We start from the raw sequence: 21,798 nt of genomic DNA on the forward strand, positions 1-21,798 counted from the left end.
GAGATTATGTCAGTACTATTGACGTAATTTCCCTGCAATGGTAATTTTTGACAAGCTTTTGGGCGGATTGCGAACGAAAAGGCAAGGCAGGCCGGTTTTTCCGGAACTTCCTGAGTTTGCCAGAGCGCGATTCTCCGCCTACGCTTCGAGACATCGGCCGGCGTCTCCAATCGCATGACGCGGCCAAAAAGAACACGCAACGACACTAAGATATGCGGGCGGCTGCCCGCGGGAGGTTACCATGGCATCCGTTCCCTTCGATCAGCTGGACGGTTTCATCTGGATGAATGGCGAGTTCGTTCCGTGGGGCGACGCCAAGATCCATGTGCTGACCCACGGTCTGCACTACGCCAGCGCGGTCTTCGAGGGCGAGCGCGCCTATGGCGGCGAGATCTTCAAGCTCAACGAGCACACCGAGCGCCTGCATGAATCGGCGCGCCTGCTCGGCTTCAAGATTCCCTATTCGGTCGCCGAGCTCAACGACGCCTCGACCACGCTGTTGAAGAAGCAGGGCTTCCAGGATGCCTATGTCAGGCCGATCGCCTGGCGCGGCAGCGAGCAGATGGGCGTTTCGGCGCAGAACAACCGCATCAACTGCGCCATCGCCATCTGGCAGTGGCCAAGCTATTTCGATCCGGCGCAGAAGCTGAAGGGCATTCGCCTCGACATGGCGGAATGGCGCCGGCCCGACCCGCGCACGGCGCCCTCCAAATCGAAGGCGGCGGGCCTCTACATGATCTGCACCATGTCCAAGCATGCCGCCGAAGCCAAAGGCTATGCCGACGCCATGATGCTCGACTGGCGCGGCCAGGTCGCCGAAGCAACCGGCGCCAACATCTTCTTCGTCAAGGACGGCAAGATCCATACGCCCAAGCCCGACTGCTTCCTCGATGGCATCACCCGCCGCACGGTCATTGGGCTGGCCAGGGATCGCGGCCTGGAAGTCATCGAACGGGCCATCCTGCCGGAAGAACTCGAAGGCTTCGAACAATGCTTCCTGACCGGGACGGCGGCGGAAGTAACGCCGGTTTCGGAGATCGGTCCTTACCGATTCGAGGTCGGCGAAATCGCCAAGAACCTTATGAACGACTATTCTGCCGCGGTTCAGCCGAAGCACGCGATCGCCGCAGAATAACGATAGTCACAGCTTTTCGCGCAAGCAGGGGCGGTTTTCGAGCCGCCCCTTTTATTTCAGCGTTTCTGCATTTGACTTTCCTCCAATTCGGCGTCTCATGATGGTGTCGGCCCGGGAGGCTGGCAGCTATGGAGGGACTAATCATATGGACATGAACACGCTTCTTCCGATCATCATTCAGATCATTACAGGCATCATCGGTGGTCAGGCGGTCGGTGCAGCGATCAAGACGGCGGCACTGGGGCAGCTTCCCAAAATCCTGGGCGGCGCCATTGGCGGCGTCGGCGGCGCGGCGATCCTCGGCAGCCTGCTCGGCCACGGTACGATCGATCCGGCAGCGGCAGCGGCGGCGACGAGCGGTCTCGGCAGCGCGCTCAACCTCAACAACATCGTCGGCGGCGCCGGCGGTGGCGCGATCCTGACCGGCATTATCGGCGCGGTCCTGGGCGCCATGAAGAAGTAGGCTTGACGGTCTCAGGTTTGTTCAAATGGGCGGCTTCGGCCGCCCATTTCCGTTTCTGGGATGACTGACTGTTCGCCTTTCGAGGGGTGGACGCCTTTCTCTGACGCCTCTACATCACCGCGTAAACACCGAAAGGACAATCATGGGTCAGCTCAATGCCGGCATCGTGCCGGTCACACCGTTCCAGCAGAACTGCACCATCCTGTTCGACATGGACGACAAGCACGGCGTCGTCGTCGATCCGGGCGGCGACATCGACAAGGTGCTGGCGGTGCTGAAGGACAATGCGATCACGGCCGAAGCAATCTGGATCACGCATGGCCATATCGACCATGCCGGCGGCGCCATGGAACTGAAGGAGGCGCTGGGCATCGAGATCATCGGCCCGCATGCAGCCGACAAGTCCCTGCTCGACAATCTGGAGAACCAGGGCACGCGCTACGGCATTGCCGGCTCGCGCAATTGCCTGCCCGACCGGTTCCTCACCGAGGGCGAGACGGTGTCGTTCGGCGGCCACGTGTTCGAGGTGCTGCATTGCCCCGGTCACGCGCCGGGCCACGTCGTCTACTACAACCGCGCGGCGAAGTTCGCCCATGTCGGCGACGTGCTGTTCCGCGGCTCGGTCGGCCGCACCGACCTGCCGGGCGGCGACCATGCAACGCTGATCGCTTCGATCAAGGACAAGCTGTTGCCGCTGGGCGACGACATCGGCTTCATCTGCGGCCATGGTCCTGGCGGCCGTTTTGGCGAGGAGCGCAGGACCAATCCGTTTCTGGTCTAAATTCCTGGCTTGGTGTAGCGCGATCCTTCGAAACGGTCGAAGAAGAACAACAAAAAGCGCTGGCCATGCGGTCAGCGCTTTTTTGTCTGGGGCAGGGAAGCCCTAAAGCGCTTTCGCGCTTTGGAATTTTGTTTGGTGCAAGCCGTTATCCCAAAACCGCTGCGCACTTTTGGGCGACATGCACTCAGTTTGCGGTGCAGAAATGCTGTTCGCCGTCATTGCCGGTGAACGTGCCGGTGCGGGAGTTGAAGGTGCGGTAGCGGTCCGAGCAATACTCGTACCAGCCACGCGTCCACGGTTCGGCGTAGCGATCGGCGTAGACCACCTGCGGCTCCGCATAGTAGCGGCGGACCGGGGCCGGGCGGACCCGCACGTCACGATCGTAGTAACCGTCATCGTAGTAGCTGTAAGAGTCAGGCGGTGGCTGGTCATTGGCCAGCGCGCCACCGATCAGGGCGCCAGCGGCAAGGCCAAGCACGCCGGCGGCAATGGCATCGCCGTTGCCGTGGTGGCGGTGATGGCGCCATTCATCGGCGTTGGCCGCGGGCAAGGCCACCAGCATGGTGGCCGCCACGGCGGCGGACAGCACGGCTGTCTTGAAAATTCTGTTCATCTTGGTCTCCTTCGTACCGGGCCGTGCAGTTTTGCAGGGGATGCGGTCCGGCTTTACCCAAGACTAATATGCGACCGTGTCTGAACGGAGGCTGAACGGATTTCGACCTGCCGATCCAAGAGAGGCGACAAAAACCAGGCTCGAAATGAGCTGGGCTGCCCTGCTCGGGCCGGCAGCATGAAGCCGGCTCAGCCGACAGACAGGTTGACGGCCTTGGGTCCCTTGCCGCGCTTGTCCGGCTCGGTGTCGAATGTCACTTTCTGCCCATCTTCGAGACCGGGAAGACCCGACGCCTGCACGGCCGAAATATGGACGAAGACATCCTTCGCGCCATCGTCCGGCGTGATGAAGCCGAAGCCTTTGGCATGGTTGAAGAATTTGACGGTGCCGGTCTGCGGCATGGGAAGCTCCTTTGATCCCATAAACTCCAGTCTCGGGCCGGCAAATGCCCGAGAGGAAATTTGTCCTTTATTTTAGCGCCATCGGCAAGAGAAAGTTTTACGGGCACTTAAAGCACGTCACGCCATAAGCCCTTGTTATGATGCATGTCGTTGACCCAAAACCGGATCCACTTCCGGGCGACATGCATTTCTGCTTTGCAGAGGACATGAAAAAGGCGCGACGAAAATCGCCGCGCCTTTTGAAAAATCTGTCAGCGTGCCCAGAGGCTGGGCAAGCTCCGGACTCTCGTTCGCCTGCCGTCTGGGACGGGCGGCGCGCCGATGGTTCAGGCGGCGCGGAGGTTGACCGCCTTCGGGCCCTTGCCCATGCGGTCCGGCTCGACGTCGAAGGTGACCTTCTGGCCGTCGACGAGCGTGCGCAGGCCCGATGCCTCGATCGCGGAAATATGGACGAACACATCCTTGGCGCCGCCGTCGGGCGTGATGAAACCGAAGCCTTTGGTCGCGTTGAAGAATTTAACGGTGCCGGTCTGGGCCATTGGGGAAACTCCTTCACCCGTTCAGTCTTTGGTGGTCCTGCCCGCCACCTGGCGTCGAGGGCAGTTCCCGGTGGTTGCTTCGGCAGTCATGCATTGGCGCATGGTCAAACCCCCCGCCGAAAACGGGGCCGTCAGAGATTCACAGTATCGGGGAAAGGTCGTCCAAAACGTTCCGCTCTCCGGGTCGCAAATGCCCGAACACGGAATTTATCGCACGGAAACGTGAAGGTTGCAAGATAGCGCCGCGGGCCGCCGCACTGGGCGCATCCCGACGCAAGAATCGACCGATCTGAGCGTCGACCGGCCGCAAATAGGCTCGGTTGTGGATCGGGTCATCGGCCCACAGCCACGGTCACGGATGGGCCAGAGGCGGCTAATGACAGCCGCTGCCGATCGCCCCGGTTCCAGACGCTGCCCCCGGCGTGAGGTTGCAAACAGGGGTTGCATTTGACAGGGGAATGGCGAGGATCGCGATCAGGGATGGGATCGAGGGAAAGATCAGCATGAAATTCCTGGCGTCAATTTTTTCGCGGCAAGGTTTTGGCTTCTCGCGGCAAGGGTTTGCCGTGCTGTGCCTGTCGGCGCTTCTGGCCGCCTGCACTGTCGTCGTCGATGACGGGCCGGGACAGCGCCCGCGTCCGCCGCGTCCCGAATTCTGCACCAAGCAATACGAGCCGGTCTGTGCCCGGCGCGGCGGCGACCGCCAGACCTTCGCCAATGCCTGCCTTGCCGACCGCGCAGGCTACCGCATCGTGCGCGACGGCCCCTGCCGCGGTGACGGCGGTGGTGGCGGTAGCGGCGAAGAGCAGACGTTCTGCACCCGCGAATACGCGCCCGTCTGCGGCCGCCGCCATGGCGAGATGCGCAGCTTCCCCAACGCCTGCGAAGCCCGCGCCGCGGACTACCGCATCGTCGGCGATGGGCCGTGCTGAGAGGGCGCTACTTGGCCACGCCAGTATAGGCCTTGGCCTTCAGCAGGGCGGCCAGATGGGCGGCATTTGACGCGGCCATCTCGATCATGCCGGCGACCTTTTCGGGGGTCTTCGGCAGATCGACATAGTTGACGTCGCCCATCGCCTCGCCGACCCAGTAGACGCCGCCATTGGCCGGAATTGTGAAGCCGACATCGTTGAGCGCTTGAAAGCATTCGGCATGGCAGTGATGCGCGCCATCCTCGTTACCGACGATCGCCACCAGTGCCACTTTGCCGGCGGCCGGCATGCGGCCCCTGTTATCGGTTTCCTCGAGAAAGGCGTCCATGCGTTCCATGACGCGCTTGGCAACGCTGGAGGGCTGCCCCATCCAGATCGGCAGACCGAGGATGAAGATATCGGCGGCGACGATCTTTTCGCGCAGCTTCGGCCAGCCGTCGCCCTTGCCCATGTCGGAGAGCACGCCGGGCTTGATGTCGTGATCAAGCGCGCGCACGACCTCGCCCTTCACGCCATGCGGTTTGAGCGCGGAGAGCAGATCGGTGATGATCTTGTCGGTGGAGGATTTTGCCTTGTCGCCGGAAGCTTTGAGCGAACAGTTGATGGCAAAGGCAGTGAGGGACATCGGGCGGGCTCCTGCGTGCGAGTGTGCAGGGCCAACGTTGCGAGACGCTTGCGGTTGCGCCGGAATGATATCCGACTACGGTTTGCTTAAGCGGGATAAGCCCCATCGGCAGGCCCGGCATAAAGCTCGCTGCCATGCTCATCGGAGATGCGCAGGCGGTCGGGGATTTGCGGCATTGCGAGCGTATGCAAGAGTGCGGTGGCGCCCTGCAGGGCGGCGCGCAGGGTCGGCGCTTCCAGCGACACCTTGTCGAGTGTTGCTTCCTCGGCGTCGCGCGACCGATAGAATTCGATGACGAAATTCAAGCAAGCCTCCGTAGCAGAGCATTGCGTGGACCTGTTGCGTCAGTTCAACGCCTGCTCACAGCGGGGCCGATGGGGCGCATGCGAAGCGCCCCCAAGGGCTGTCAGCCCTTGGACTTTGGCTTCAGGCCGCTTTCCGCCTGCTTGACCGATGAGCCGAACGGAGAGGCGGGCTTGGCCACGACCTTGTCCTTCTTCGGCTTGCGTGCTTCGCGATTGCTTCGCTGTTGACCCTTGGACATGGACTGCTCCTTGTGCGTGTTGGCTGGCTTTTCGGGGATCTCAGACGACCGGCTTGTCGGTGACAACCGGATTGTCGGCCGGTTCGAGATTGTCTTCCGTGGTGACCCGTTCGTAGGTCTCCTGCGCACTGCGGATGCGGTATTGCGGCGAACCGTCCTTGACCGGCAGCCTGCTCTTGATCTCGAACAGTTCCGCCGTCTTCTGGACGAGGCCGGTGCGGCTCTTCATGCGCACCGTCTGGCCAATGGCGAAAAGGTGCGAGGGCGTGTCGGTGCGCGGACGCGCATTCTGTTGGAAACGGATCATGCTGCATTCTCCCGGTCGCGCTTCAGCGCGGTTTCGAGTTCGAGGTGGTCGATGGCGACAAGCTGGCTGGTGGTCGGGTTCTTCACCGCCCTTGCCGGCAGGTGAATGAAGGTGGCGACGCGGCGCCAGGCAATACGCGACATGCCCTCGATCAGCTCTTCGTCATGATCGATGTCGTAGTCGCCGGCCGGCAACGGTCCCTCCAGCCCACCGAGCGCGAAAGCTGCGGTGAAGTGGGCAATGGAATGGGTGGTGCGGTCCGGCATCGTCCTGGCCTTCGATTGGTTCACGCCTTGGGCGTTATGTGAAACAGCGGCCTGAAAGCAAAAAAAGCGGGGACGAGCCCCGCTTTCCTATTTCCGGCTATCGCTGGAAATAAGCCGCCTTCGAGAGCTGCCAGTACATCCGTGGTCAGCGTTCATCGAATTCGGCCGGATCAGATCAGTTGCAGATTGGCGGCCGATTCGCGGCCCTTGCCGTCGCGCTCCAGTTCGAACTGCAGCTTCTGGCCTTCGGCCAAGCCGGGAAAACCGGCGCGCTCCAACGCGCTGACATGGACGAAAACGTCCTTGCCGCCGTCGGCTGGTTGAATGAAGCCAAAACCCTTCTGGCCATTGTAGAACTTCACGGTTCCGGTGGTCATATCAGTCTTTCGCCAATTGAAAAATCGTCGCACGGCGAATGTGCCGCGCGTCCGGTATCGACGATTTGGAATGAGATTGGCGGGTCGAGAACCTCTGACGCCGCGAGATGCCAATTCTGGCCAAAACGATCTTCCTCATGTAGATCGATCGGGCCGCCGATTCAAGATGATTCAGAAAATAAACCCGCTGCGGCTAAAAAATAGATCGCTATAGATATTCAGATCATTCTGCTATGGTTCGGCATATTTCTAAAAAATTCTTGAGAATGCGCTGGGACATTTCCCCGGTTCGATATTTTTTATTTACTCCAGAATAAGGACAGAACCATGGTTTCCACAAGAAGCTCAAGGGCGAAGACCGTCGCGGTCAATCCGGTCATCAAGCCAATCGCCATACATGCCATTGCCGTTGGCCCCACCGGCCAGCCGATGATCGTCAAGTCGGCACGGCTGACCATCAGAAGCGACGAGGCGGCAAGGCGAACGATCTCCGATACCGATGGCACGGTGAGGCGGGCCAGGCAGGTTGCCGAGACCAACCGTCTGATCTGATCGCCTTGGCGGCTACGGAAAAGCCGCAGAACCACGCCGAGACTTGAACCTGACGCGCCAATGGCCTAGATCGCGGCAGGCGGACAAACACGGCAGGTTTCCCATTAACAGAGATCAGAGACGAGCGGCGGGTGCGGGAGCCAGGTCTGGCGCGGGCGGACAGCCGCCACTGGGCCTCGACCAGTATGTGCAGCAGGCCCTGCAACTGCACCAGGCTGGGCGCCGGCAAGAGGCTGAGGCAATCTACCGGCAGGTGCTGGCGCGTCAGCCCAAACATGCGGCGGCGGCGCATTTCCTGGGGCTGCTGCTGCACCAGACCGGGCGCAGCGAAGAAGGGCTGGATCTCATCGAACAGTCGGTGAGCCTGCAGCCGACGAATGCCGATTTCCTCAACAATTTCGGCACGGTGATGCGCGACCTCGGCCGCGTCGCTGCGGCAATCGACTTCTTCCGTGGCGCGGTGGATCTGCGGCCGGAGCAACTCGCCGCGCGCGACAATCTTGGCTCGTCGCTGAAGCAGATCGGCCAGTTCGAGGAGGCCGAAGAGATCTATCGCGGCACGGTCGCACGCAATCCATTTCATGTGCGTGCCCGCATCGGGCTTGCCGAAACCCTGCAGGAAGCCGGACGGCTGGACGAGGCGCTGGCGGCTTTTCGCGAAGCGCTGACCATCCGCCCCAAGGATGCCGATCTTCTGCACGGGCTCGGTGTCGGGCTGATGGAAAAGGGCAAGCTCGACGAGGCGGCCGATCTGTTCCGGCAGGCGCTGGCGGTGAACCCCGGCATGGCCACGGCCTGGCTGATGCTGACGCAGGTCAAGCGCCAGAAGGAGCGCGATGCCGAATTGGCCGGCATGGAAGCCCAGCATGCCAAGGCGCCGCAGGACAGCCTGGCACGCATGCAGCTGTCCTTCGGCCTCGGCAAGGCCAATGACGATTTGAAGGATTATAATAGGGCCTTCGACTATTTCACAGAAGGCAATGCCATTCGCCGCAAGGGGATCAACTATGATCCCGTCAGGACGCGCGCGGAATTCGAGGCGATGAAGACGGTGTTCGATACCAGCTTCTTCGAAAGGCACGGGCCGAGCTCGATCACCGATGACGCGCCGATCTTCGTCGTCGGCATGCCGCGTTCGGGCACGACGCTGGTCGAGCAGATCATCGCCAGCCATCCCAAGGTCTATGGCGCGGGCGAGCTCAGCATCCTGAAGAAAGCGGTCGGCAAGCAGTTTCCGGCGACCATGCCGGGCGGCTTCCCCTGGGGCGTGTCTGATGTAGACGACGCGGATTTTGCCGAGGCAGGCCAGGCCTATCTCGACATGCTGCATGCCCGCTATCCGCATATTGGCCACGTCACCGACAAGATGCCGGGCAACTTCATGCTTGTCGGCTTCATCCACATGATGATGCCGAAGGCCAGGATCATCCACTGCGCCCGCGATGCCGCGGCAACCTGCCTGTCGATCTACAAGGTGCATTTCCGCGGCGACAGCCACCGCTACGGCTATGACCTCGGCGAACTCGCGGACTTCCATAATCTCTACACCGACATCATGGCGCATTGGCACAAGGTGCTGCCCGGCGTCGTGCATGATGTGCGCTACGAGGATTTCGTCGCCGATCAGGAAGGGCAGAGCCGGGCGCTCATCGACTATCTCGGACTGCCGTGGGACGATGCCGTGCTGTCTTTCCACGAGACCGACCGACCGGTGCGCACGGCGTCCGCCGCGCAGGTGCGCCAGCCAATGTATCAAGGCTCGGTCGATCTGTGGAAACGCTATGGGGACAGGCTGAAGCCGCTGCTGGATAGGCTGGATTAGCACGCTGGTCAGCCGATGCCGAAGCCTACCAGCTTCGTCATCCACGGGCGGAGCAGCCGCGAAGCGGCGTCGCGAAGACCCATGCCGCGACATCGATCGAAGGATGCAACGGAGCAGAATTCTGCACCGTTTTCAAAGCGTTAACGTCACGGCATGGATCCTATGGTCTGCGCCGCGTCGCTTCGCTCCTTGCTTCGCCATAGGATTGTTTGAGCAGGATTGGGTAGTGTGGCGGCCGGGACTGCGGCCCATCACAACCGGCAGTCCCGGCGGCAGGCGACCGTCCCTGGGATCGGGCAACACCCGACGTCATCATGGTCCCTGCCGTCTTTGTCCGCCATCGCTTGGAGAGTTGATTGGCCGCTGGCTTGCGCCACGCCCGCAAACAATCCGAAGCCTTAGAAGGATACCACCAGCATGGCCTTCTTGCATCAACAACCGAGCCTGTGCCTCGGCCTCGATATCGCCAAGGACACCATCACCGCCGCCGACGGCACCACCACCCAAGTCATCGACAACCAGCGACGCACGATCCGCGCCTTCCTCAAGAGCCACAAACAGGCCGATCTCGTGGTCTGCGAACCGACCGGTGGCCATGAGAGCCTGCTGCTCGAAGAGTGCCTGCGCGCCGGCATCGCCTGCCATCGCGCCGACACGCTCAAGGTCAAGAGCTTCATCCGCTCCTACGGCACGCACGGTAAGAGCGATGCCATCGATGCCGCCATGTTGAGAGCCTACGGTCGCGAACGCTGGGAAAAGCTGACCCTTTGGCAAGCCCCGGACCCCGACGAGACCCGCTTGCGCGCCCTGGTGCGCCGCCGTCCAGGAACTCATCGCCATCAAGATCGCAGAGAAGAACCGCGCCAAGGCACCTGGTGGCCGCGAGCTCGCTGCCTCCTTCGAGGCCGTGATCAAAGTCGTCGAGCGTCAGATCCAAGCCATCGATGCAGCCATGCGCGAGCTGATCGCCGGTAGCAGCGCCCTCAAGCATCGAGCCGCCATCTGCACGGCCATGGACAGTCTCGGCCCGATCGTGACCGCCAAGCTGCTGGCCATCTTGCCCGAGCTCGGCACCATGACACGCCGAAAGGCTGCAGCCCTTGCAGGGCTCGCGCCTCATCCAAACGACAGCGGACAAAAGCAAGGCTACCGCAAAATCCGCGGCGGACGACCGGAAATCAGGAGCATCCTCTACATGCCCGCATTGCACGCCGCTGCCGGAAGGGGCGAGTTCGCCACCTTCTACAAACGCCTCATCACCAACGGCAAAAAGCCAATGGTGGCCATCGCTGCAGTCATGCGAAAAATCGTCGTCACCCTAAACGCCAGGCTCAGAGACGCCACCATTCCTCAGAGTTGATGACGAAGCGGTGGGGGCTCAGTTGCTCAAAGCTCGATGAACGGCTGGAAACCGCCGAAGATCATGCGCTTCATATCGAAGGGCATGGGGCCCCAGTCGGGTGTCAAACGCGGGTCGGCCATCACCTTGGGCATCACCGCGTCGCGGCTCTGCCTGGATTCATAGACCACCCAGGCGAAGACGACGATCTCGTCGTCAGTTGCCTGAACGGCACGCGGAAACGAGGTCAGCTCGCCATAGGGTACGTCGTCGCCGATGCATTCGACATAGGCGAGCGCGCCGTGTTCCATCCATATGGGGCCTGCGAGGTTGGCGAGCTTCTTGTAGTCGTCGAGTTTGGCCTTTGGCACGGCAAGTACGAAACCATCGACATAGGACATGGTGAACTCCTTTGCTGAAACGAGCGCCGGGTCGGCGGGGATACGACCCGGCGCGGTGAGCGCGCAGCCCTGGCGGGCGACGCCTGCTCGCTAGGAAACTACTTCACCGGCGCGTTCATCGCCCAGGCAACGCCGAACGGATCGTTCAGCTGGCCCCAGCGGTCGCCCCAGAACATCACCTGCAACGGTGTGACCACTTCGCAGCCGGCATCGACAGCGCGCTGCCACCAGGTGTCGATGTCGCCATCGTCGAGATGGAGCTGCAGCGTGTAGCCCTGCGCCGCCTTATGCGGATGGCCGTGCTCGGGATAGGCGTCGCCCAGCATCAGCGTCGAGCCGTTGACATGGAGATGGATGTGCATGGTGCGGCCCTGCTCATCCGCCGGATAGGCAAAAACCTGCTCCGCGCCGAAGGCCTTCTTGTAGAAGTCGGCAGCCTTGAAGGCGCCATCCACCTGCAGGTAGGGGGTCAATCCGCCGAGCACTTCTGCCCTGGGTTGAACGGGGGTCTGGTCAGCCATGTCTTGCTCCTCTTTGCGTCTGGTTGGGCGTTTGGCTTGGCCTTGCGAACCCTAGGACGCACGAGGTGACGGCAATCCTACATGGCGGCGAAATTTTTTGGCGGGCCGGGCGCCGACAGGCCGTGCAAGCGGCGGTTTGAACGGAAGGCGTGAAACGAACTTGCGTCGGCGGCCGCCAATCAGAGCGCAATTCTCGCAGCGCGCAGGCTAGAACGGGTGGATCGCGCGCCGCTTCCTCAATCCCTGGGACGACAATGATCCTCTATTATCAGACCCACTTACCTTTCGCGCGCAAGGCGCTCGTCTTCGCGCATGAGATCGGCATTGCCGATCGGCTCGAGGTCATTCATCACGAGACCAGTCCGACCTTGCGAAACGCTCGTGTCTACGCCGAAAACCCGCTCGGCAAAGTGCCGGTGCTGCTGCGGCCCGGCGCATCGGCGCTCTTCGATTCCGATGTCATCTGCGCCTATCTCGACACGCTGCATGACGGCCGCAAGCTCTTGCCGCAAGACGGCGAGGCGCGCTGGCAGGCATTGCGTCTGCAATCAGTCGCTCAAGGGTTGGCGCAAACGGGCATCGCCCTGCGCTGGGAGACGGAAAGGAGACCCGAACCACTGCGCTATGGCGCTCTTGCTGATGGTTACCGCGACAAGATCGAGGCGAGCTACGACTGGATAGAAAGCACGCTGGACGACGAAGCGCCGCTCCATGTCGGCCATATAGCGCTCGCCACCACGCTGTCCTGGATGGCGTTCCGCAACCTGCCGCCTTTTCGCGCGCGGGCGCGGCTCACGCGCTGGTTCGAGGCTTTCGAAAAGCGCGCGTCGATGCAGGCGACGCCGCTTTCGGGCGATACGCATGATTGACTGGCGATCACCTTGGCGGCCTGCATCACCGGCGACGGCTGTTCTGCTCGTCGAAGATTTCCGGAAAGCCGATATCCTTGCGCAGTGCGGCCGGCAGTGAAAGCAGGATGCGTTCGCTGCGGTGGCGGGCGCGTGCCGCCGCGTACCGGGTTGCGATGCGACCGATGGATGACAGGACCGACATGATAGTTCTCCCTGGGTTGGCGCCGGCATCATCGTGTCGGCATCCCAAGGACGAGGCAGGTTCAGGCGAGCCGACAGGTCGTCGAAATTTTTTGTAGCCGTTTCTGCGGGAGGTTTGACGTACTTACTTCAGGCAGCAGTCTCCAAACGTTCGATCGTATCAAGCTCGGCTTTCTTGGCTTCTCCCTCGACGGCAAGGTCATAGCTCGACTGCATGTTCATCCAGAACTGCGGCGTGGTCCCAAAAAACCTTGCAAGGCGTAGCGCGGTATCAGGCGTCACGGGTGTCGCTTCGCTGGACAGGCGCTCGATGCGCGTTCGCGGCACATGCAGCTTTTTGGCCAGCGTGTAAGGCTTCAGCCCGAGCGGTATGAGATATTCCTCGCGGAGAATTTCTCCGGGATGAATAGGCGGGTTGATGTTCAGCATTGAAACCTGTCCTTCAATGTAACGTCTCACGCAATGATACGAAGTTTCGACCTGTCGCAAACAGGTCGAAACTTCATGTCAGCGCGATATTGGCCTTCTCCGTTCAGCCGGCGCCCTCAGCCACCTCACGGAAAAAACCCTCGGGGTCCTCGACCTCGGTCAGCTTCCGCTTCTCGATCAGCCAGAAGCGGTTGCCGATGGCGCGGATGAAGGAGCGGTCGTGCGAGGCGAGCACGCAGCTTGCCTGATGCTTCAGCAATTCCTCCTCCAGCGCTTCCTGGCCGTCGATGTCGAGATGGTTGGTCGGCTCGTCGAGCAGGTAGAAATTGGGGTTGGCGAGCCTCAGCGCCAGCATCATCAGCCGCGCCTTTTGGCCGCCGGACAGCACGCCGATCTTTTTCTCCTGCATCTCGATGACCACGCCGGCGCCGGCGAGCAGCGAGCGGGCGCGCTGCTCGCCGACATCATAGCGGCGCGATACCATCGCCAGCGGCGTGTCGCCGCCGCTGATGCCAGACAGCGCCTGGTCGCTGTAGCCGAGCACCGTCGACGGCGTCACCTTCACGTTCTGGACCGTGTCGGGTTCGGCGATGGCGTTGCGGATCAGGGTGACGAAGCGCGACTTGCCGACGCCGTTGCGGCCAAGCAGCACGATGCGGTCACCCTGGCAGATGTGGCGCTTTCCGGTCCTGAACAGCAGCGTGCCGTCGGGCGTTTCGACCGCCGCATCGTCGAGCGTGATCAGCACCTTGGCATGCGTGCCGCGATTGGCGAGCTTGATCGCGCCCGCCGATTTCTCGCGATGCGCCGGGTTCGCCGCGTCTTCCAGTTTTTCCGCGCGTTCCCTGAGCTGCTTGGTCTTCACGGTGAGCAGGTCGCTGCCGGAGTTGATGCCGATGTTGTTGAGCTTGGCGGCTTGCTTTCGCAACTGCTGGGCGACCTTCATGTCGCGCTCGAACTTGCGCGCCGTCGAGGCGTCGACCTCATCGAGCGCCTGCCTGGCGCGGGAGTAGGGCAGCGCGAACACCGGCGATTGTTCCGGGCGCAGGAACAGCGTCCGGTTGGTGATGGCGTCGAGGAAGGCGCGGTCGTGGCTGGCGATGATGACGGGCACCTCGCGCGGCAGCGCGTTCAGCCAGCTTTCCAGCTGGCTGATGCGGGCAAGATCGAGATGGTTGGTCGGCTCGTCGAGCAGCAGCACGTCAGGGTCGGTGACCCAGACGCGGGCGATCAGGGCCAGCCTCTGCCAGCCGCCGCTCAGCGCCTGCATTTCTCGCTCGCGCATCGCTTCGGGCACGTCGAGCGAATCCAGCACCACGTCGACGCGCCACATCTCGCTGTCGGCCTGCTCGGGTGGCAAGGCATCGGCCACGACCTGATAAAAGGTGCGGCCGAGCAGGGCAGGGGCAACGGATTGTTCGACATGGCCGACACGCAGGCCGCGCGTGCGGGTGATGTCGCCGGAGGTCGGCTCCATCTCGCCGGTCAGGCATTTGAGCAAGGTCGACTTGCCGCGGCCGTTGGCGGCGACGATGCCGAGCCGGTCGCCGCTGCCGATGGTGAGGTCGAGATTGGAAAAAAGCGGCGCACTCATGGTGACGCCGAGGGATTTGAGGCTGATCAGGGCCATTGGATTTCTCTGGTCTTGCCGGAGACAACTCCGGATGCACTTTGACGGTGCGCGTGCTGGCCATCAGGCTCGGCGTTGCGGCACCACGAAGGGCAGACCAAAAAATCGAAGCGGGAAAAACCCGGACCGTCCCTGGTCAGCCCTGCAAGCTGGCTCGCAGGGCAGAAATCGGGCCACGCTGACGATGGTGACGATGAAACGTGAACACGTGAGCCCTCCTTTCAATACAAGACGTTGAGTGTGGGGAGCGATTACACCAAAGGCGGGGGTGGAAGCAAGAGGCCGACCCAGGCAGACGAGACTCAGACAGGCCTCAAGTGACCGCCTGTCGATCCATACTCTTCGTTCAGGTCGAGCAGGAAATGCCCGAACACCGTTCTTCGGCCAAGGTCAACAACGATTACAAGAAGGGCGTTGAATCTGCCGGTGCCAATCAAAACTTGGTCAAACCGGTTTTGAGCGTCCCGGTAAACATGGTGTACGTCGTTCAGATAGGGCAGCCCGATCTCATCCAGATCCAGCGCGTCGACATACGACCATATGTCCACTGCAGCCTCCGCGGTCGCGGTGACGTTCGTCATAGGCTCTGCAAAGCAAGCCTTGAACTCGTCTTCCTGAAGTCTGCGAGTGACGGTCATCGCGCATTCTAGTGGCTGGCGCCGAAAGTTCGCAACTGTGCGGCACCCCTCAACCGTCTCGGCGCTGCGCGCCGATCCACCTTCTCCCACAAGGGGAGAAGGGAAAAAGCGCTACTTCCCCGGCCGCCCGGTCTTGCCAGGCCGACGCTTTTCGCGGCGGGCATCGCCTGGATCCTCGTAGGAGCCGATGCCGGCGCGCTGGCGAACGACTGGCTTGCCGTCGCGTTCCTTCGCGCCCCCCTCTGTCCTGCCGGACATCTCCCCCACTTGGGGGGAGATCGGCTGTGGCTTCGCCGGAACTTTTCCTTCGACCGGCTTTTCGGTCCGCCGCACCGTCATCTCGTCCAGCGAATTCTTCTTGAACAGCGGTTTGACCGGCTCTCCGGGAATACCAAAGTCGGAACCATGCGCTTCGGACGCCGACTGCTTCTTGAACAGCGAGCGCGACACTGCACCTGCCGGCGTCGGCATGTCGGTGCCGGGGCCCATATCGTCGATCGAGGGTTTGGAAAACAGCGGCTTCTTCACCGGCACCGCGCCGTCGGCGCCCATTTCGTCAAGCGCCGGCTTGCGGAAGAGGTTGGGCCGGGCAGCCTTGGCCGCTTCTTCGGCGGCACGTGCTTCGTCGAGCTTGCGGAAACGCTCCTGTTCCTCTGCCGTACGGTGTTTGGCCACGCCCTTGTTGTGCTTGCCCTTTTCACGGCCCGAGACCGGGCTTTCCATGTCGGCATATTTGGCCAGCGGGTCTTCGGAGATCGACAGTTCCATCTCGCGCAGCCGCTTGATCTCGTCGCGGATGCGGGCTGCCTTCTCGAAGTCGAGATTGGCGGCGGCGTCGCGCATCTGTTTCTCCATCGCGTCGAGATGGGCCTTGAGGTTGTTGCCCATCATGGCGCCGGCGCTGTCGGTGAACTGCGAGATGTCGGCGCGGACGTGGTCCTTCTCGTAGACCGAGTCCAGAATGTCCGAGATGCGCGACTTGACCGATTCCGGCGTGATGCCGTTGGCGGCGTTCCACTCCATCTGCTTTTCGCGGCGGCGGCTGGTCTCGGCCATCGCCCGTTCCATCGAGCCGGTGACCTGGTCGGCGTAAAGGATGACCTTGCCGTCGACGTTGCGGGCGGCGCGGCCGATGGTCTGGATCAGCGAGGTTTCCGAACGCAGGAAACCTTCCTTGTCGGCGTCGAGAATGGCGACGAAGCCGCATTCGGGAATGTCGAGGCCCTCGCGCAACAGGTTGATGCCGACCAGCACGTCGAAGGCGCCGAGACGCAAATCGCGCAGGATCTCGATGCGCTCCAGCGTGTCGATGTCGGAGTGCATGTAGCGCACGCGCACGCCCTGCTCGTGCAGATATTCGGTCAGGTCCTCGGCCATGCGCTTGGTCAGCACGGTGACCAGCGTGCGGTAGCCGGCCTTGGTGGTCTCGCGGATCTCGCCGACGACATCATCGACTTGGCTCTTGGCGGGGCGCACTTCGACCGGCGGATCGATCAGCCCGGTCGGGCGGATGACTTGCTCGGCGAAGACGCCGCCGGCCTGTTCCATCTCCCAGCCGCCCGGGGTCGCCGAAACGGCGACCGAGAGCGGCCGCATGGCGTCCCATTCCTCGAAGCGCAGCGGCCGGTTGTCCATGCAGGAGGGCAGACGGAAGCCATACTCGGCCAGCGTTGCCTTGCGCCGAAAGTCGCCGCGATACATGCCACCGATCTGCGGTACGGTGACATGGCTTTCGTCGATGAAGACCAGCGCATTGTCGGGAATGTACTCGAACAAGGTCGGCGGCGGATCGCCCGGCTGACGGCCGGTCAGATAACGCGAATAGTTCTCGATGCCGGCGCAGGAGCCGGTGGCCTCGAGCATTTCGAGGTCGAAACGGGTGCGCTGCTCCAGCCGCTGCGCCTCCAGCAGGCGGCCGGCGCGCTCCAGCTCCACCAGACGCTGCTTGAGCTCTTCCTTGATCGACTTGATCGCCTGATTGAGTGTCGGGCGCGGCGTCACATAGTGCGAGTTGGCGTAGATCTTGACGCTTTTCAGCTCGCCGGTCTTCTGGCCGGTCAGCGGGTCGAACTCGGTGATCTGCTCGATCTCGTCGCCGAACATCGAGATGCGCCAGGCGCGGTCTTCCAAGTGGGCAGGAAAGATCTCGATCGTGTCGCCGCGCACGCGGAACGAGCCGCGCACGAAATTGATGTCCTGGCGCTTGTACTGCTGGGCAACGAGGTCGGCGAGCAGCGCGCGCTGGTCGAGCCGGTCGCCGATCTGCATCTGGAAGGTCATCGCCGTATAGGTCTCGACCGAGCCGATACCGTAGATGCAGGACACCGAGGCGACGATGATGACGTCGTCGCGCTCGAGCAGCGAGCGCGTCGCCGAATGGCGCATGCGGTCAATCTGCTCGTTGATCGAGGATTCCTTCTCGATGAAGGTGTCGGTGCGCGGAACATAGGCTTCCGGCTGGTAGTAGTCGTAGTAGGAGACGAAATACTCCACCGCATTGTCGGGGAAGAATTTCTTGAACTCGGAATAGAGCTGCGCCGCCAGCGTCTTGTTGGGCGCCAGGATCAGGGCAGGGCGCTGCGTCTCCTCGATCACCTTGGCCATGGTGAAGGTTTTGCCCGAGCCGGTGACGCCGAGCAGCACCTGGGTGCGGTCGCTGTTGTCGACACCTTCGACCAGGTCCTTGATGGCGGTCGGCTGGTCGCCGGCCGGTTCGAAGTCCGACACCATCTTGATGGCGATGCCGCCTTCGGATTTCTCCGGGCGGGCAGGGCGGTGCGGTGTCCACAGCACGCCATCCTTGTGCAGCGGATTGCCGGATTCGATCAGCGCCGACAGCGCTGCGACCGTGGCGGTGACGCTGCTCGAGGCCATTGTCTCGGCGTCTTCCAGCGAGATATCGAGACCTGCGACCGGATTGAGGCCGGCCGCGGTCCGCTCCCTGGCCGTTGCCGCGCCACCCATCGAAGTGCCGCGCGAGCTGCGACCCGGGGCGGCGGAGCGCTCGGGGATCTTCTTCGACGGCTTTGGCGATTTGCCGCCGTCGCCCTTGCCGGTCTGGCGCCCTTCCTTTTCGGCCTCCTGCTCGATCTGCTCGGCCCAGTCGGCGATCGAACCGGCGAGTGGTGTGCCCGACAGTTCGGGTTGCGGCATCTCGGCAAAGCCGCCTCTGTGCAGCGGTTCCGAGGCGTCGAGGAAATCGGTCAGCGGGCTGCGCCGCTTCGGCGCGGCGCGGTCGTCATCCGCCGTCGGCGGCGTTCTCTTGTCGGGGGATTTGGCCATGTCCCGAATATGGGAGGTCTTGGCGAAAATGGAAAGAGCGCGATGAGGCGAGGCGCATGCCTGGATGCGGCTCCTGACAGAAGGCTGTCAGGAGGAGGCAGGTGCCGAGGGATGCCTGCCTGTCGCGGTCAGGCGCCGCGAGCGTTGTCCGTCGCCACGCGGGTCGGCGATCCGTTCAGGCGCGGCACCACGACGAGGCGCGTGACCTTGCCCTTCTTGAAGGCGGCGAGGAAGCGGGAATAGTCCCTGAAGACGACGCAGCCATTGGACTCGGCGCGGCCGCCGCGCAGCATGTAGGTGTGGGCGAGCAGGCCGTTGCGGTTGTATTTGTTGCCGCCGTTCACTGGCGTCAGGCGGATGGCCTCGACGCCATGGAAACGCGATTCGCGCAGCGACAGATTGTAGGTGTTGGGCGGCGTCGGGCCACGATCCTTGACGTCGACATAGCGCGGCTGGTCGACCATGGCGCCGAGACCGGAATGCGCCTCGAGCCGCTGGCCATCCGGCATGTAGACGGTCTTGGCGCTGATGTCGTAGACGGCGACGCCATGACCGGCTCCGCTGCCGCCGCTTGGCCCGTTGAACAGGTTCCTGAACGCCTGGCCAAGGCCGCCCGAGGGCGTGTCCGGCTTGGCATAGGCCAGCACGTCGCCGCTCTCGCCCGACCGGCCGGCCCGGGCCGGCCTTGCCGGCTGGGCTTGCTGGACCGGCTTTGCCTGCGGCGCCGGCTTCTGCTGCGCCATCTTGGGCTGAGCAATCTTGGGCTGCGGCGCGGGCTTGTCCTGCTCCACGGCCTTGGGTTGCGGCGTGTCATATTGCGGGCGTCGGGTCGGCAGCGGCACGTCGTCGGTGAGCGCATCCGGCAGCGCGGCGGCATCGCCGGGCTGTTGCTGCTGGGTCTCGACAGGCGCAACTGCAACATCGGCCGAGGATTCGGTCATCGGCAGCGGCGAGGCGAATGCCTCGTCCTCGACCGGCATCGACTCCACGAGAGCCAGCGCCAGTTGCGCGTTGTCAGGCGTCTCCGACTGGGCAAAGCCCGCCGGCGCCGGTGCGGTCTGCACGACAACGGAGCCGGTGTCGGCACGGGCGAAGCGTTCCGCCGCTGGAGCCGGCATGTCGTTCGACAGGCTGGCCATCACCTGGGCGGACGGCACCAGCGAGGCCTCCGCGATTTGCGGAGCGGTGCCGGAAATCACCGGGCGGGCGTTGGCCGTGGCAAGGGACTTGCCGGCATCAGCAAAGGCGGCAGCGAGCTTGGTCGGCGACAGCGATGCTTCCATGCGTTCGAAGCGCTCCTGCGCCTTCGACTTCAAGATTGGCTGTTCCGGCTTCGCATGCGCCACGAGGCGCGCGGATTTTTCCGCAAGCGGGCTCACACTGGCCAGCTTGAAGCAACTGGCGCCGCATTGCACGGCGTGCTCGTGCAGCGCCTGGGCGCCGCCATGGGCATTGGCCAGCACGAACGGTGCCGAGGATCTGAGGAAATGCTGCTTCAGCGGATCGGCCATCGCCAGCGAGCCCGGCATGGCCAGCGTCTGCGGCAGGCCGCCGCCCGACGTCGCCGACAGCGAGGCGCCAACGGAGCTGAGGCCAGCCATTGTGCCGATCAGCCAGAGGCCGACGGCCGCGCTGACGCCGGGCACCGCGACCCAGCGGACGATCCGTTTCGGGTTGAAGGAAGGGGCGCGCTGCGCATCGACGAACTCGCCGCCATCGCGCTGGTCCCAGATTATTTTGTGTTTACTCGACAACGCCATGCAACCAATCTTGCTCCAATCGGTTTTCCCCGTACGTGGCCTTGTCAGCCGCGACGACCATTCTGTGAGTGATCCCAGGTGGTCCCCGACGCGTTTGCCGCGCCTGTTGTTGGTTGCCGATTGCTTCAAAATATGGACAAAGTTGGTTAATCAATCCCTCTCAAAACCAACCGAGAGACGTGAACTTTGTGCCAAAAAAGGCTCGTCCACGATCATGCACGCGGTATTACAGCCCTTCCGAGGCAGGTTTGCTGCCTGTTTTTGACGGCCGAGTCAAGCAAAACAGCCCTTGCTAATTTAAGACAAAGGCGCTTCAGCGAGCCCTGCGGCAATGCGGCGCGCCATTCCACGGTGCTGAAAAAGCCGATGGCGTCGGCAAAACTGTTGCCCGCTTGCAACAAAATCACCGCCCGGACGGCCGCTTCCTGACGGCCATTGACTCGTTTTGGGAGGCGGTGCAATCGGGTTGAAGTGCTTGGTTTTGGGGTGGCAAAGGCCACTTTTGGAGGCTTTTTCCATGAAGCGTCGAGACTTCTTGGCGCTGTCGGCGGGTGCTGCGGCGTTTTCCATTCTTCCGGCCACCGTCAGGGCTGCCTTGCCGGTGCCCTACGACCGCAACGCCGAAGTGCCGTTCAAGGACAAAAAGTCGTTCATCGACTGGATGGTGGCCAATCGCGGCGAGGATCCGAAGTTGCTGGCCGAGCGATTCGATCGCTTCCAGATCATGGTCTACAACAAGGATGTGCTGGACGACCGCAACAAGCGCGCCTTCCTTTCGACGCCGCGTGAGGAATTCGTGCTGCCGCAGAATCTGGGGCGCGCCTACGACCATGCCTTCCTCGACATCGGCTATGGCGTGACCATCTCCGGCCCGCATCTGGTCGGACGCATGACGACGGCCATTGACGTGCAGTTCGGCGAGGCCGTGCTCGAGGTCGGCACCGGTTCGGGCTACCAGTCGGCGTATCTCGCCAACCTCACCGACAAGGTGCACACGATCGAGATCATCAATCCGCTGGCGCAGCGCACGCGCCGCACCTATGACGCGCTGATCGATCGCGGCTACAGTGTGTTCGGCTCGGTCACCAGCCGCAATGCCGATGGCTATTATGGCTGGGAAAGCGTCGGCCCGTTCGACAAGATCATCGTCACCTGCGGCATCGACCATATCCCGCCCTCGCTGCTGCAGCAGTTGAAGCCCAATGGCGTCATGGTCATTCCGGTCGGCCCACCGGGCGCGCAGCACGTGCTCAAGGTGATCAAGCAGCAGCTTGCCGACGGCACGTTCAACATCGTCCGCTCGGACATCTACAATGGCAAGGTGGTGCCGTTCGTGCCGTTCACCAAGCTGGAAGGTGACCAGATCGTCGGCACGCACAACGGTTGAGT

Annotated in this window: 28 protein-coding genes; 10 read left to right on the top strand and 18 right to left on the bottom strand. The window is 62.6% G+C overall.

Annotated features, from left to right (window positions below):
• Nucleotides 1–241: 241 nt before the first annotated feature.
• The 3 genes from DBIPINDM_RS26365 (at nt 242) to DBIPINDM_RS26375 (ending at nt 2,379) form a co-directional block, all read left to right on the top strand.
• The gene (locus DBIPINDM_RS26365; protein WP_258581938.1) at nt 242–1,135 is read left to right on the top strand and encodes a branched-chain amino acid aminotransferase; all 894 of its coding nucleotides are present in this window, start codon (nt 242–244) and stop codon (nt 1,133–1,135) included.
• 145 nt (nt 1,136–1,280) lie between these two features.
• Nucleotides 1,281–1,598, top strand: a complete 318-nt coding sequence (locus DBIPINDM_RS26370; protein WP_258581939.1) for a hypothetical protein — start codon at nt 1,281–1,283, stop codon at nt 1,596–1,598.
• A gap of 142 nt (nt 1,599–1,740) precedes the next feature.
• A complete protein-coding gene (locus DBIPINDM_RS26375; RefSeq protein ID WP_258581940.1) occupies nt 1,741–2,379 on the top strand; it encodes an MBL fold metallo-hydrolase in 639 nt (212 codons plus the stop codon).
• 184 nt (nt 2,380–2,563) lie between these two features.
• Here the strand turns inward: DBIPINDM_RS26375 and DBIPINDM_RS26380 are convergent, their stop codons facing one another.
• From DBIPINDM_RS26380 to DBIPINDM_RS26390, 3 genes are all read right to left on the bottom strand, one after another.
• Nucleotides 2,564–2,992: a BA14K family protein gene (locus tag DBIPINDM_RS26380; RefSeq protein WP_258581941.1), complete on the bottom strand. Its 429-nt coding sequence runs from the start codon at nt 2,990–2,992 to the stop codon at nt 2,564–2,566.
• 188 nt (nt 2,993–3,180) lie between these two features.
• Nucleotides 3,181–3,393: a cold-shock protein gene (locus DBIPINDM_RS26385; protein WP_008877668.1), complete on the bottom strand. Its 213-nt coding sequence runs from the start codon at nt 3,391–3,393 to the stop codon at nt 3,181–3,183.
• Nucleotides 3,394–3,719: 326 nt separating this feature from the next.
• On the bottom strand, nt 3,720–3,932 hold the full coding sequence (locus DBIPINDM_RS26390; protein ID WP_006202520.1) for a cold-shock protein: 213 nt from the start codon (nt 3,930–3,932) through the stop codon (nt 3,720–3,722).
• Nucleotides 3,933–4,435: 503 nt separating this feature from the next.
• Here DBIPINDM_RS26390 and DBIPINDM_RS26395 point away from each other — a divergent pair.
• Nucleotides 4,436–4,864: a Kazal-type serine protease inhibitor domain-containing protein gene (locus DBIPINDM_RS26395; RefSeq protein WP_258581942.1), complete on the top strand. Its 429-nt coding sequence runs from the start codon at nt 4,436–4,438 to the stop codon at nt 4,862–4,864.
• Between the two features lie 7 nt (nt 4,865–4,871).
• Here DBIPINDM_RS26395 and DBIPINDM_RS26400 read toward each other — a convergent pair whose 3' ends face one another.
• From DBIPINDM_RS26400 to DBIPINDM_RS26425, 6 genes are all read right to left on the bottom strand, one after another.
• A complete protein-coding gene (locus tag DBIPINDM_RS26400; RefSeq protein ID WP_258581943.1) occupies nt 4,872–5,489 on the bottom strand; it encodes a flavodoxin family protein in 618 nt (205 codons plus the stop codon).
• 86 nt (nt 5,490–5,575) lie between these two features.
• Entirely contained in the window at nt 5,576–5,794 is a 219-nt protein-coding gene (locus DBIPINDM_RS26405) for a hypothetical protein (RefSeq protein WP_172225382.1), read from the bottom strand.
• Nucleotides 5,795–5,895: 101 nt separating this feature from the next.
• The gene (locus DBIPINDM_RS26410) at nt 5,896–6,033 is read right to left on the bottom strand and encodes a hypothetical protein (RefSeq protein ID WP_179298059.1); all 138 of its coding nucleotides are present in this window, start codon (nt 6,031–6,033) and stop codon (nt 5,896–5,898) included.
• A 40-nt stretch (nt 6,034–6,073) separates the two neighbouring features.
• Complete coding sequence (locus tag DBIPINDM_RS26415) at nt 6,074–6,340, bottom strand: hypothetical protein (RefSeq protein ID WP_258581944.1); 267 nt, start codon at nt 6,338–6,340, stop codon at nt 6,074–6,076.
• Nucleotides 6,337–6,606 (bottom strand): hypothetical protein, encoded by a 270-nt coding sequence (locus DBIPINDM_RS26420; protein ID WP_027044083.1) that lies wholly within the window; start codon nt 6,604–6,606, stop codon nt 6,337–6,339. Before DBIPINDM_RS26420 ends, DBIPINDM_RS26415 begins: the two co-directional genes overlap by 4 nt.
• A 170-nt stretch (nt 6,607–6,776) precedes the next feature.
• Nucleotides 6,777–6,983, bottom strand: coding sequence for a cold-shock protein (locus DBIPINDM_RS26425; protein WP_096449281.1), 207 nt, complete (start codon nt 6,981–6,983; stop codon nt 6,777–6,779).
• Between the two features lie 327 nt (nt 6,984–7,310).
• Here DBIPINDM_RS26425 and DBIPINDM_RS26430 point away from each other — a divergent pair, with 327 nt between their 5' ends.
• From DBIPINDM_RS26430 to DBIPINDM_RS26445, 4 genes are all read left to right on the top strand, one after another.
• Nucleotides 7,311–7,535, top strand: coding sequence for a hypothetical protein (locus DBIPINDM_RS26430; protein WP_258581945.1), 225 nt, complete (start codon nt 7,311–7,313; stop codon nt 7,533–7,535).
• A 187-nt stretch (nt 7,536–7,722) separates the two neighbouring features.
• Nucleotides 7,723–9,357 carry a tetratricopeptide repeat-containing sulfotransferase family protein gene (locus tag DBIPINDM_RS26435; protein WP_258581946.1) on the top strand — a complete coding sequence of 545 codons (1,635 nt, stop codon included), beginning with the start codon at nt 7,723–7,725 and terminating at the stop codon, nt 9,355–9,357.
• Nucleotides 9,358–9,774: 417 nt separating this feature from the next.
• Nucleotides 9,775–10,332: an IS110 family transposase gene (locus tag DBIPINDM_RS26440; protein WP_258581947.1), complete on the top strand. Its 558-nt coding sequence runs from the start codon at nt 9,775–9,777 to the stop codon at nt 10,330–10,332.
• Nucleotides 10,310–10,717, top strand: a complete 408-nt coding sequence (locus DBIPINDM_RS26445; RefSeq protein ID WP_258581948.1) for a transposase — start codon at nt 10,310–10,312, stop codon at nt 10,715–10,717. Before DBIPINDM_RS26440 ends, DBIPINDM_RS26445 begins: the two co-directional genes overlap by 23 nt.
• Nucleotides 10,718–10,743: 26 nt before the next feature.
• On the opposite strand, the gene DBIPINDM_RS26450 is transcribed toward DBIPINDM_RS26445, so the two are convergent.
• Together DBIPINDM_RS26450 and DBIPINDM_RS26455 are read right to left on the bottom strand one after the other, a co-directional pair.
• A complete protein-coding gene (locus DBIPINDM_RS26450) occupies nt 10,744–11,097 on the bottom strand; it encodes a DUF1428 domain-containing protein (protein WP_258581949.1) in 354 nt (117 codons plus the stop codon).
• Nucleotides 11,098–11,195: 98 nt separating this feature from the next.
• Complete coding sequence (locus DBIPINDM_RS26455) at nt 11,196–11,618, bottom strand: VOC family protein (protein ID WP_258581950.1); 423 nt, start codon at nt 11,616–11,618, stop codon at nt 11,196–11,198.
• Between the two features lie 254 nt (nt 11,619–11,872).
• Here DBIPINDM_RS26455 and DBIPINDM_RS26460 point away from each other — a divergent pair, with 254 nt between their 5' ends.
• Complete coding sequence (locus DBIPINDM_RS26460) at nt 11,873–12,487, top strand: glutathione S-transferase family protein (RefSeq protein WP_258581951.1); 615 nt, start codon at nt 11,873–11,875, stop codon at nt 12,485–12,487.
• A 25-nt stretch (nt 12,488–12,512) separates the two neighbouring features.
• Here DBIPINDM_RS26460 and DBIPINDM_RS26465 read toward each other — a convergent pair whose 3' ends face one another.
• From DBIPINDM_RS26465 to DBIPINDM_RS26495, 7 genes are all read right to left on the bottom strand, one after another.
• Entirely contained in the window at nt 12,513–12,671 is a 159-nt protein-coding gene (locus DBIPINDM_RS26465; RefSeq protein WP_258581952.1) for a hypothetical protein, read from the bottom strand.
• Nucleotides 12,672–12,799: 128 nt separating this feature from the next.
• On the bottom strand, nt 12,800–13,099 hold the full coding sequence (locus DBIPINDM_RS26470) for a HigA family addiction module antitoxin (RefSeq protein ID WP_258581953.1): 300 nt from the start codon (nt 13,097–13,099) through the stop codon (nt 12,800–12,802).
• Between the two features lie 103 nt (nt 13,100–13,202).
• Nucleotides 13,203–14,729: an ABC-F family ATP-binding cassette domain-containing protein gene (locus tag DBIPINDM_RS26475; RefSeq protein ID WP_258581954.1), complete on the bottom strand. Its 1,527-nt coding sequence runs from the start codon at nt 14,727–14,729 to the stop codon at nt 13,203–13,205.
• A 302-nt stretch (nt 14,730–15,031) separates the two neighbouring features.
• Nucleotides 15,032–15,367 (bottom strand): hypothetical protein, encoded by a 336-nt coding sequence (locus DBIPINDM_RS26480; RefSeq protein WP_258581955.1) that lies wholly within the window; start codon nt 15,365–15,367, stop codon nt 15,032–15,034.
• Between the two features lie 111 nt (nt 15,368–15,478).
• Nucleotides 15,479–18,649, bottom strand: a complete 3,171-nt coding sequence (uvrB, locus tag DBIPINDM_RS26485; RefSeq protein ID WP_258581956.1) for an excinuclease ABC subunit UvrB — start codon at nt 18,647–18,649, stop codon at nt 15,479–15,481.
• A gap of 128 nt (nt 18,650–18,777) precedes the next feature.
• On the bottom strand, nt 18,778–20,409 hold the full coding sequence (locus DBIPINDM_RS26490) for a DUF2778 domain-containing protein (protein WP_258581957.1): 1,632 nt from the start codon (nt 20,407–20,409) through the stop codon (nt 18,778–18,780).
• Nucleotides 20,410–20,621: 212 nt separating this feature from the next.
• Complete coding sequence (locus DBIPINDM_RS26495) at nt 20,622–20,909, bottom strand: hypothetical protein (protein WP_258581958.1); 288 nt, start codon at nt 20,907–20,909, stop codon at nt 20,622–20,624.
• Between the two features lie 17 nt (nt 20,910–20,926).
• On the opposite strand from DBIPINDM_RS26495, the gene DBIPINDM_RS26500 reads away from it, so the two are divergent.
• A complete protein-coding gene (locus DBIPINDM_RS26500) occupies nt 20,927–21,796 on the top strand; it encodes a protein-L-isoaspartate O-methyltransferase family protein (protein WP_258581959.1) in 870 nt (289 codons plus the stop codon).
• The last annotated feature ends 2 nt before the right edge of the window (nt 21,797–21,798 follow it).

This window comes from Mesorhizobium sp. AR02 (assembly GCF_024746835.1).
In the GTDB taxonomy this organism is placed as follows: Bacteria; Pseudomonadota; Alphaproteobacteria; order Rhizobiales; family Rhizobiaceae; genus Mesorhizobium.

Excerpts from the sequence above, each read along its gene's own strand:
- DBIPINDM_RS26365 (WP_258581938.1), top strand. The coding sequence starts at position 242 with ATGGCATCCGTTCCCTTCGATCAGCTGGACGGTTTCATCTGGATGAAT.
- DBIPINDM_RS26370 (WP_258581939.1), top strand. The coding sequence starts at position 1,281 with ATGGACATGAACACGCTTCTTCCGATCATCATTCAGATCATTACAGGC.
- DBIPINDM_RS26375 (WP_258581940.1), top strand. The coding sequence starts at position 1,741 with ATGGGTCAGCTCAATGCCGGCATCGTGCCGGTCACACCGTTCCAGCAG.
- DBIPINDM_RS26380 (WP_258581941.1), bottom strand. The coding sequence starts at position 2,992 with ATGAACAGAATTTTCAAGACAGCCGTGCTGTCCGCCGCCGTGGCGGCC.
- DBIPINDM_RS26385 (WP_008877668.1), bottom strand. The coding sequence starts at position 3,393 with ATGCCGCAGACCGGCACCGTCAAATTCTTCAACCATGCCAAAGGCTTC.
- DBIPINDM_RS26390 (WP_006202520.1), bottom strand. The coding sequence starts at position 3,932 with ATGGCCCAGACCGGCACCGTTAAATTCTTCAACGCGACCAAAGGCTTC.
- DBIPINDM_RS26395 (WP_258581942.1), top strand. The coding sequence starts at position 4,436 with ATGAAATTCCTGGCGTCAATTTTTTCGCGGCAAGGTTTTGGCTTCTCG.
- DBIPINDM_RS26400 (WP_258581943.1), bottom strand. The coding sequence starts at position 5,489 with ATGTCCCTCACTGCCTTTGCCATCAACTGTTCGCTCAAAGCTTCCGGC.
- DBIPINDM_RS26410 (WP_179298059.1), bottom strand. The coding sequence starts at position 6,033 with ATGTCCAAGGGTCAACAGCGAAGCAATCGCGAAGCACGCAAGCCGAAG.
- DBIPINDM_RS26415 (WP_258581944.1), bottom strand. The coding sequence starts at position 6,340 with ATGATCCGTTTCCAACAGAATGCGCGTCCGCGCACCGACACGCCCTCG.
- DBIPINDM_RS26420 (WP_027044083.1), bottom strand. The coding sequence starts at position 6,606 with ATGCCGGACCGCACCACCCATTCCATTGCCCACTTCACCGCAGCTTTC.
- DBIPINDM_RS26425 (WP_096449281.1), bottom strand. The coding sequence starts at position 6,983 with ATGACCACCGGAACCGTGAAGTTCTACAATGGCCAGAAGGGTTTTGGC.
- DBIPINDM_RS26430 (WP_258581945.1), top strand. The coding sequence starts at position 7,311 with ATGGTTTCCACAAGAAGCTCAAGGGCGAAGACCGTCGCGGTCAATCCG.
- DBIPINDM_RS26440 (WP_258581947.1), top strand. The coding sequence starts at position 9,775 with ATGGCCTTCTTGCATCAACAACCGAGCCTGTGCCTCGGCCTCGATATC.
- DBIPINDM_RS26445 (WP_258581948.1), top strand. The coding sequence starts at position 10,310 with ATGCGCGAGCTGATCGCCGGTAGCAGCGCCCTCAAGCATCGAGCCGCC.
- DBIPINDM_RS26450 (WP_258581949.1), bottom strand. The coding sequence starts at position 11,097 with ATGTCCTATGTCGATGGTTTCGTACTTGCCGTGCCAAAGGCCAAACTC.
- DBIPINDM_RS26455 (WP_258581950.1), bottom strand. The coding sequence starts at position 11,618 with ATGGCTGACCAGACCCCCGTTCAACCCAGGGCAGAAGTGCTCGGCGGA.
- DBIPINDM_RS26460 (WP_258581951.1), top strand. The coding sequence starts at position 11,873 with ATGATCCTCTATTATCAGACCCACTTACCTTTCGCGCGCAAGGCGCTC.
- DBIPINDM_RS26465 (WP_258581952.1), bottom strand. The coding sequence starts at position 12,671 with ATGTCGGTCCTGTCATCCATCGGTCGCATCGCAACCCGGTACGCGGCG.
- DBIPINDM_RS26470 (WP_258581953.1), bottom strand. The coding sequence starts at position 13,099 with ATGCTGAACATCAACCCGCCTATTCATCCCGGAGAAATTCTCCGCGAG.
- DBIPINDM_RS26475 (WP_258581954.1), bottom strand. The coding sequence starts at position 14,729 with ATGGCCCTGATCAGCCTCAAATCCCTCGGCGTCACCATGAGTGCGCCG.
- DBIPINDM_RS26480 (WP_258581955.1), bottom strand. The coding sequence starts at position 15,367 with ATGACCGTCACTCGCAGACTTCAGGAAGACGAGTTCAAGGCTTGCTTT.
- uvrB (WP_258581956.1), bottom strand. The coding sequence starts at position 18,649 with ATGGCCAAATCCCCCGACAAGAGAACGCCGCCGACGGCGGATGACGAC.
- DBIPINDM_RS26490 (WP_258581957.1), bottom strand. The coding sequence starts at position 20,409 with ATGGCGTTGTCGAGTAAACACAAAATAATCTGGGACCAGCGCGATGGC.
- DBIPINDM_RS26500 (WP_258581959.1), top strand. The coding sequence starts at position 20,927 with ATGAAGCGTCGAGACTTCTTGGCGCTGTCGGCGGGTGCTGCGGCGTTT.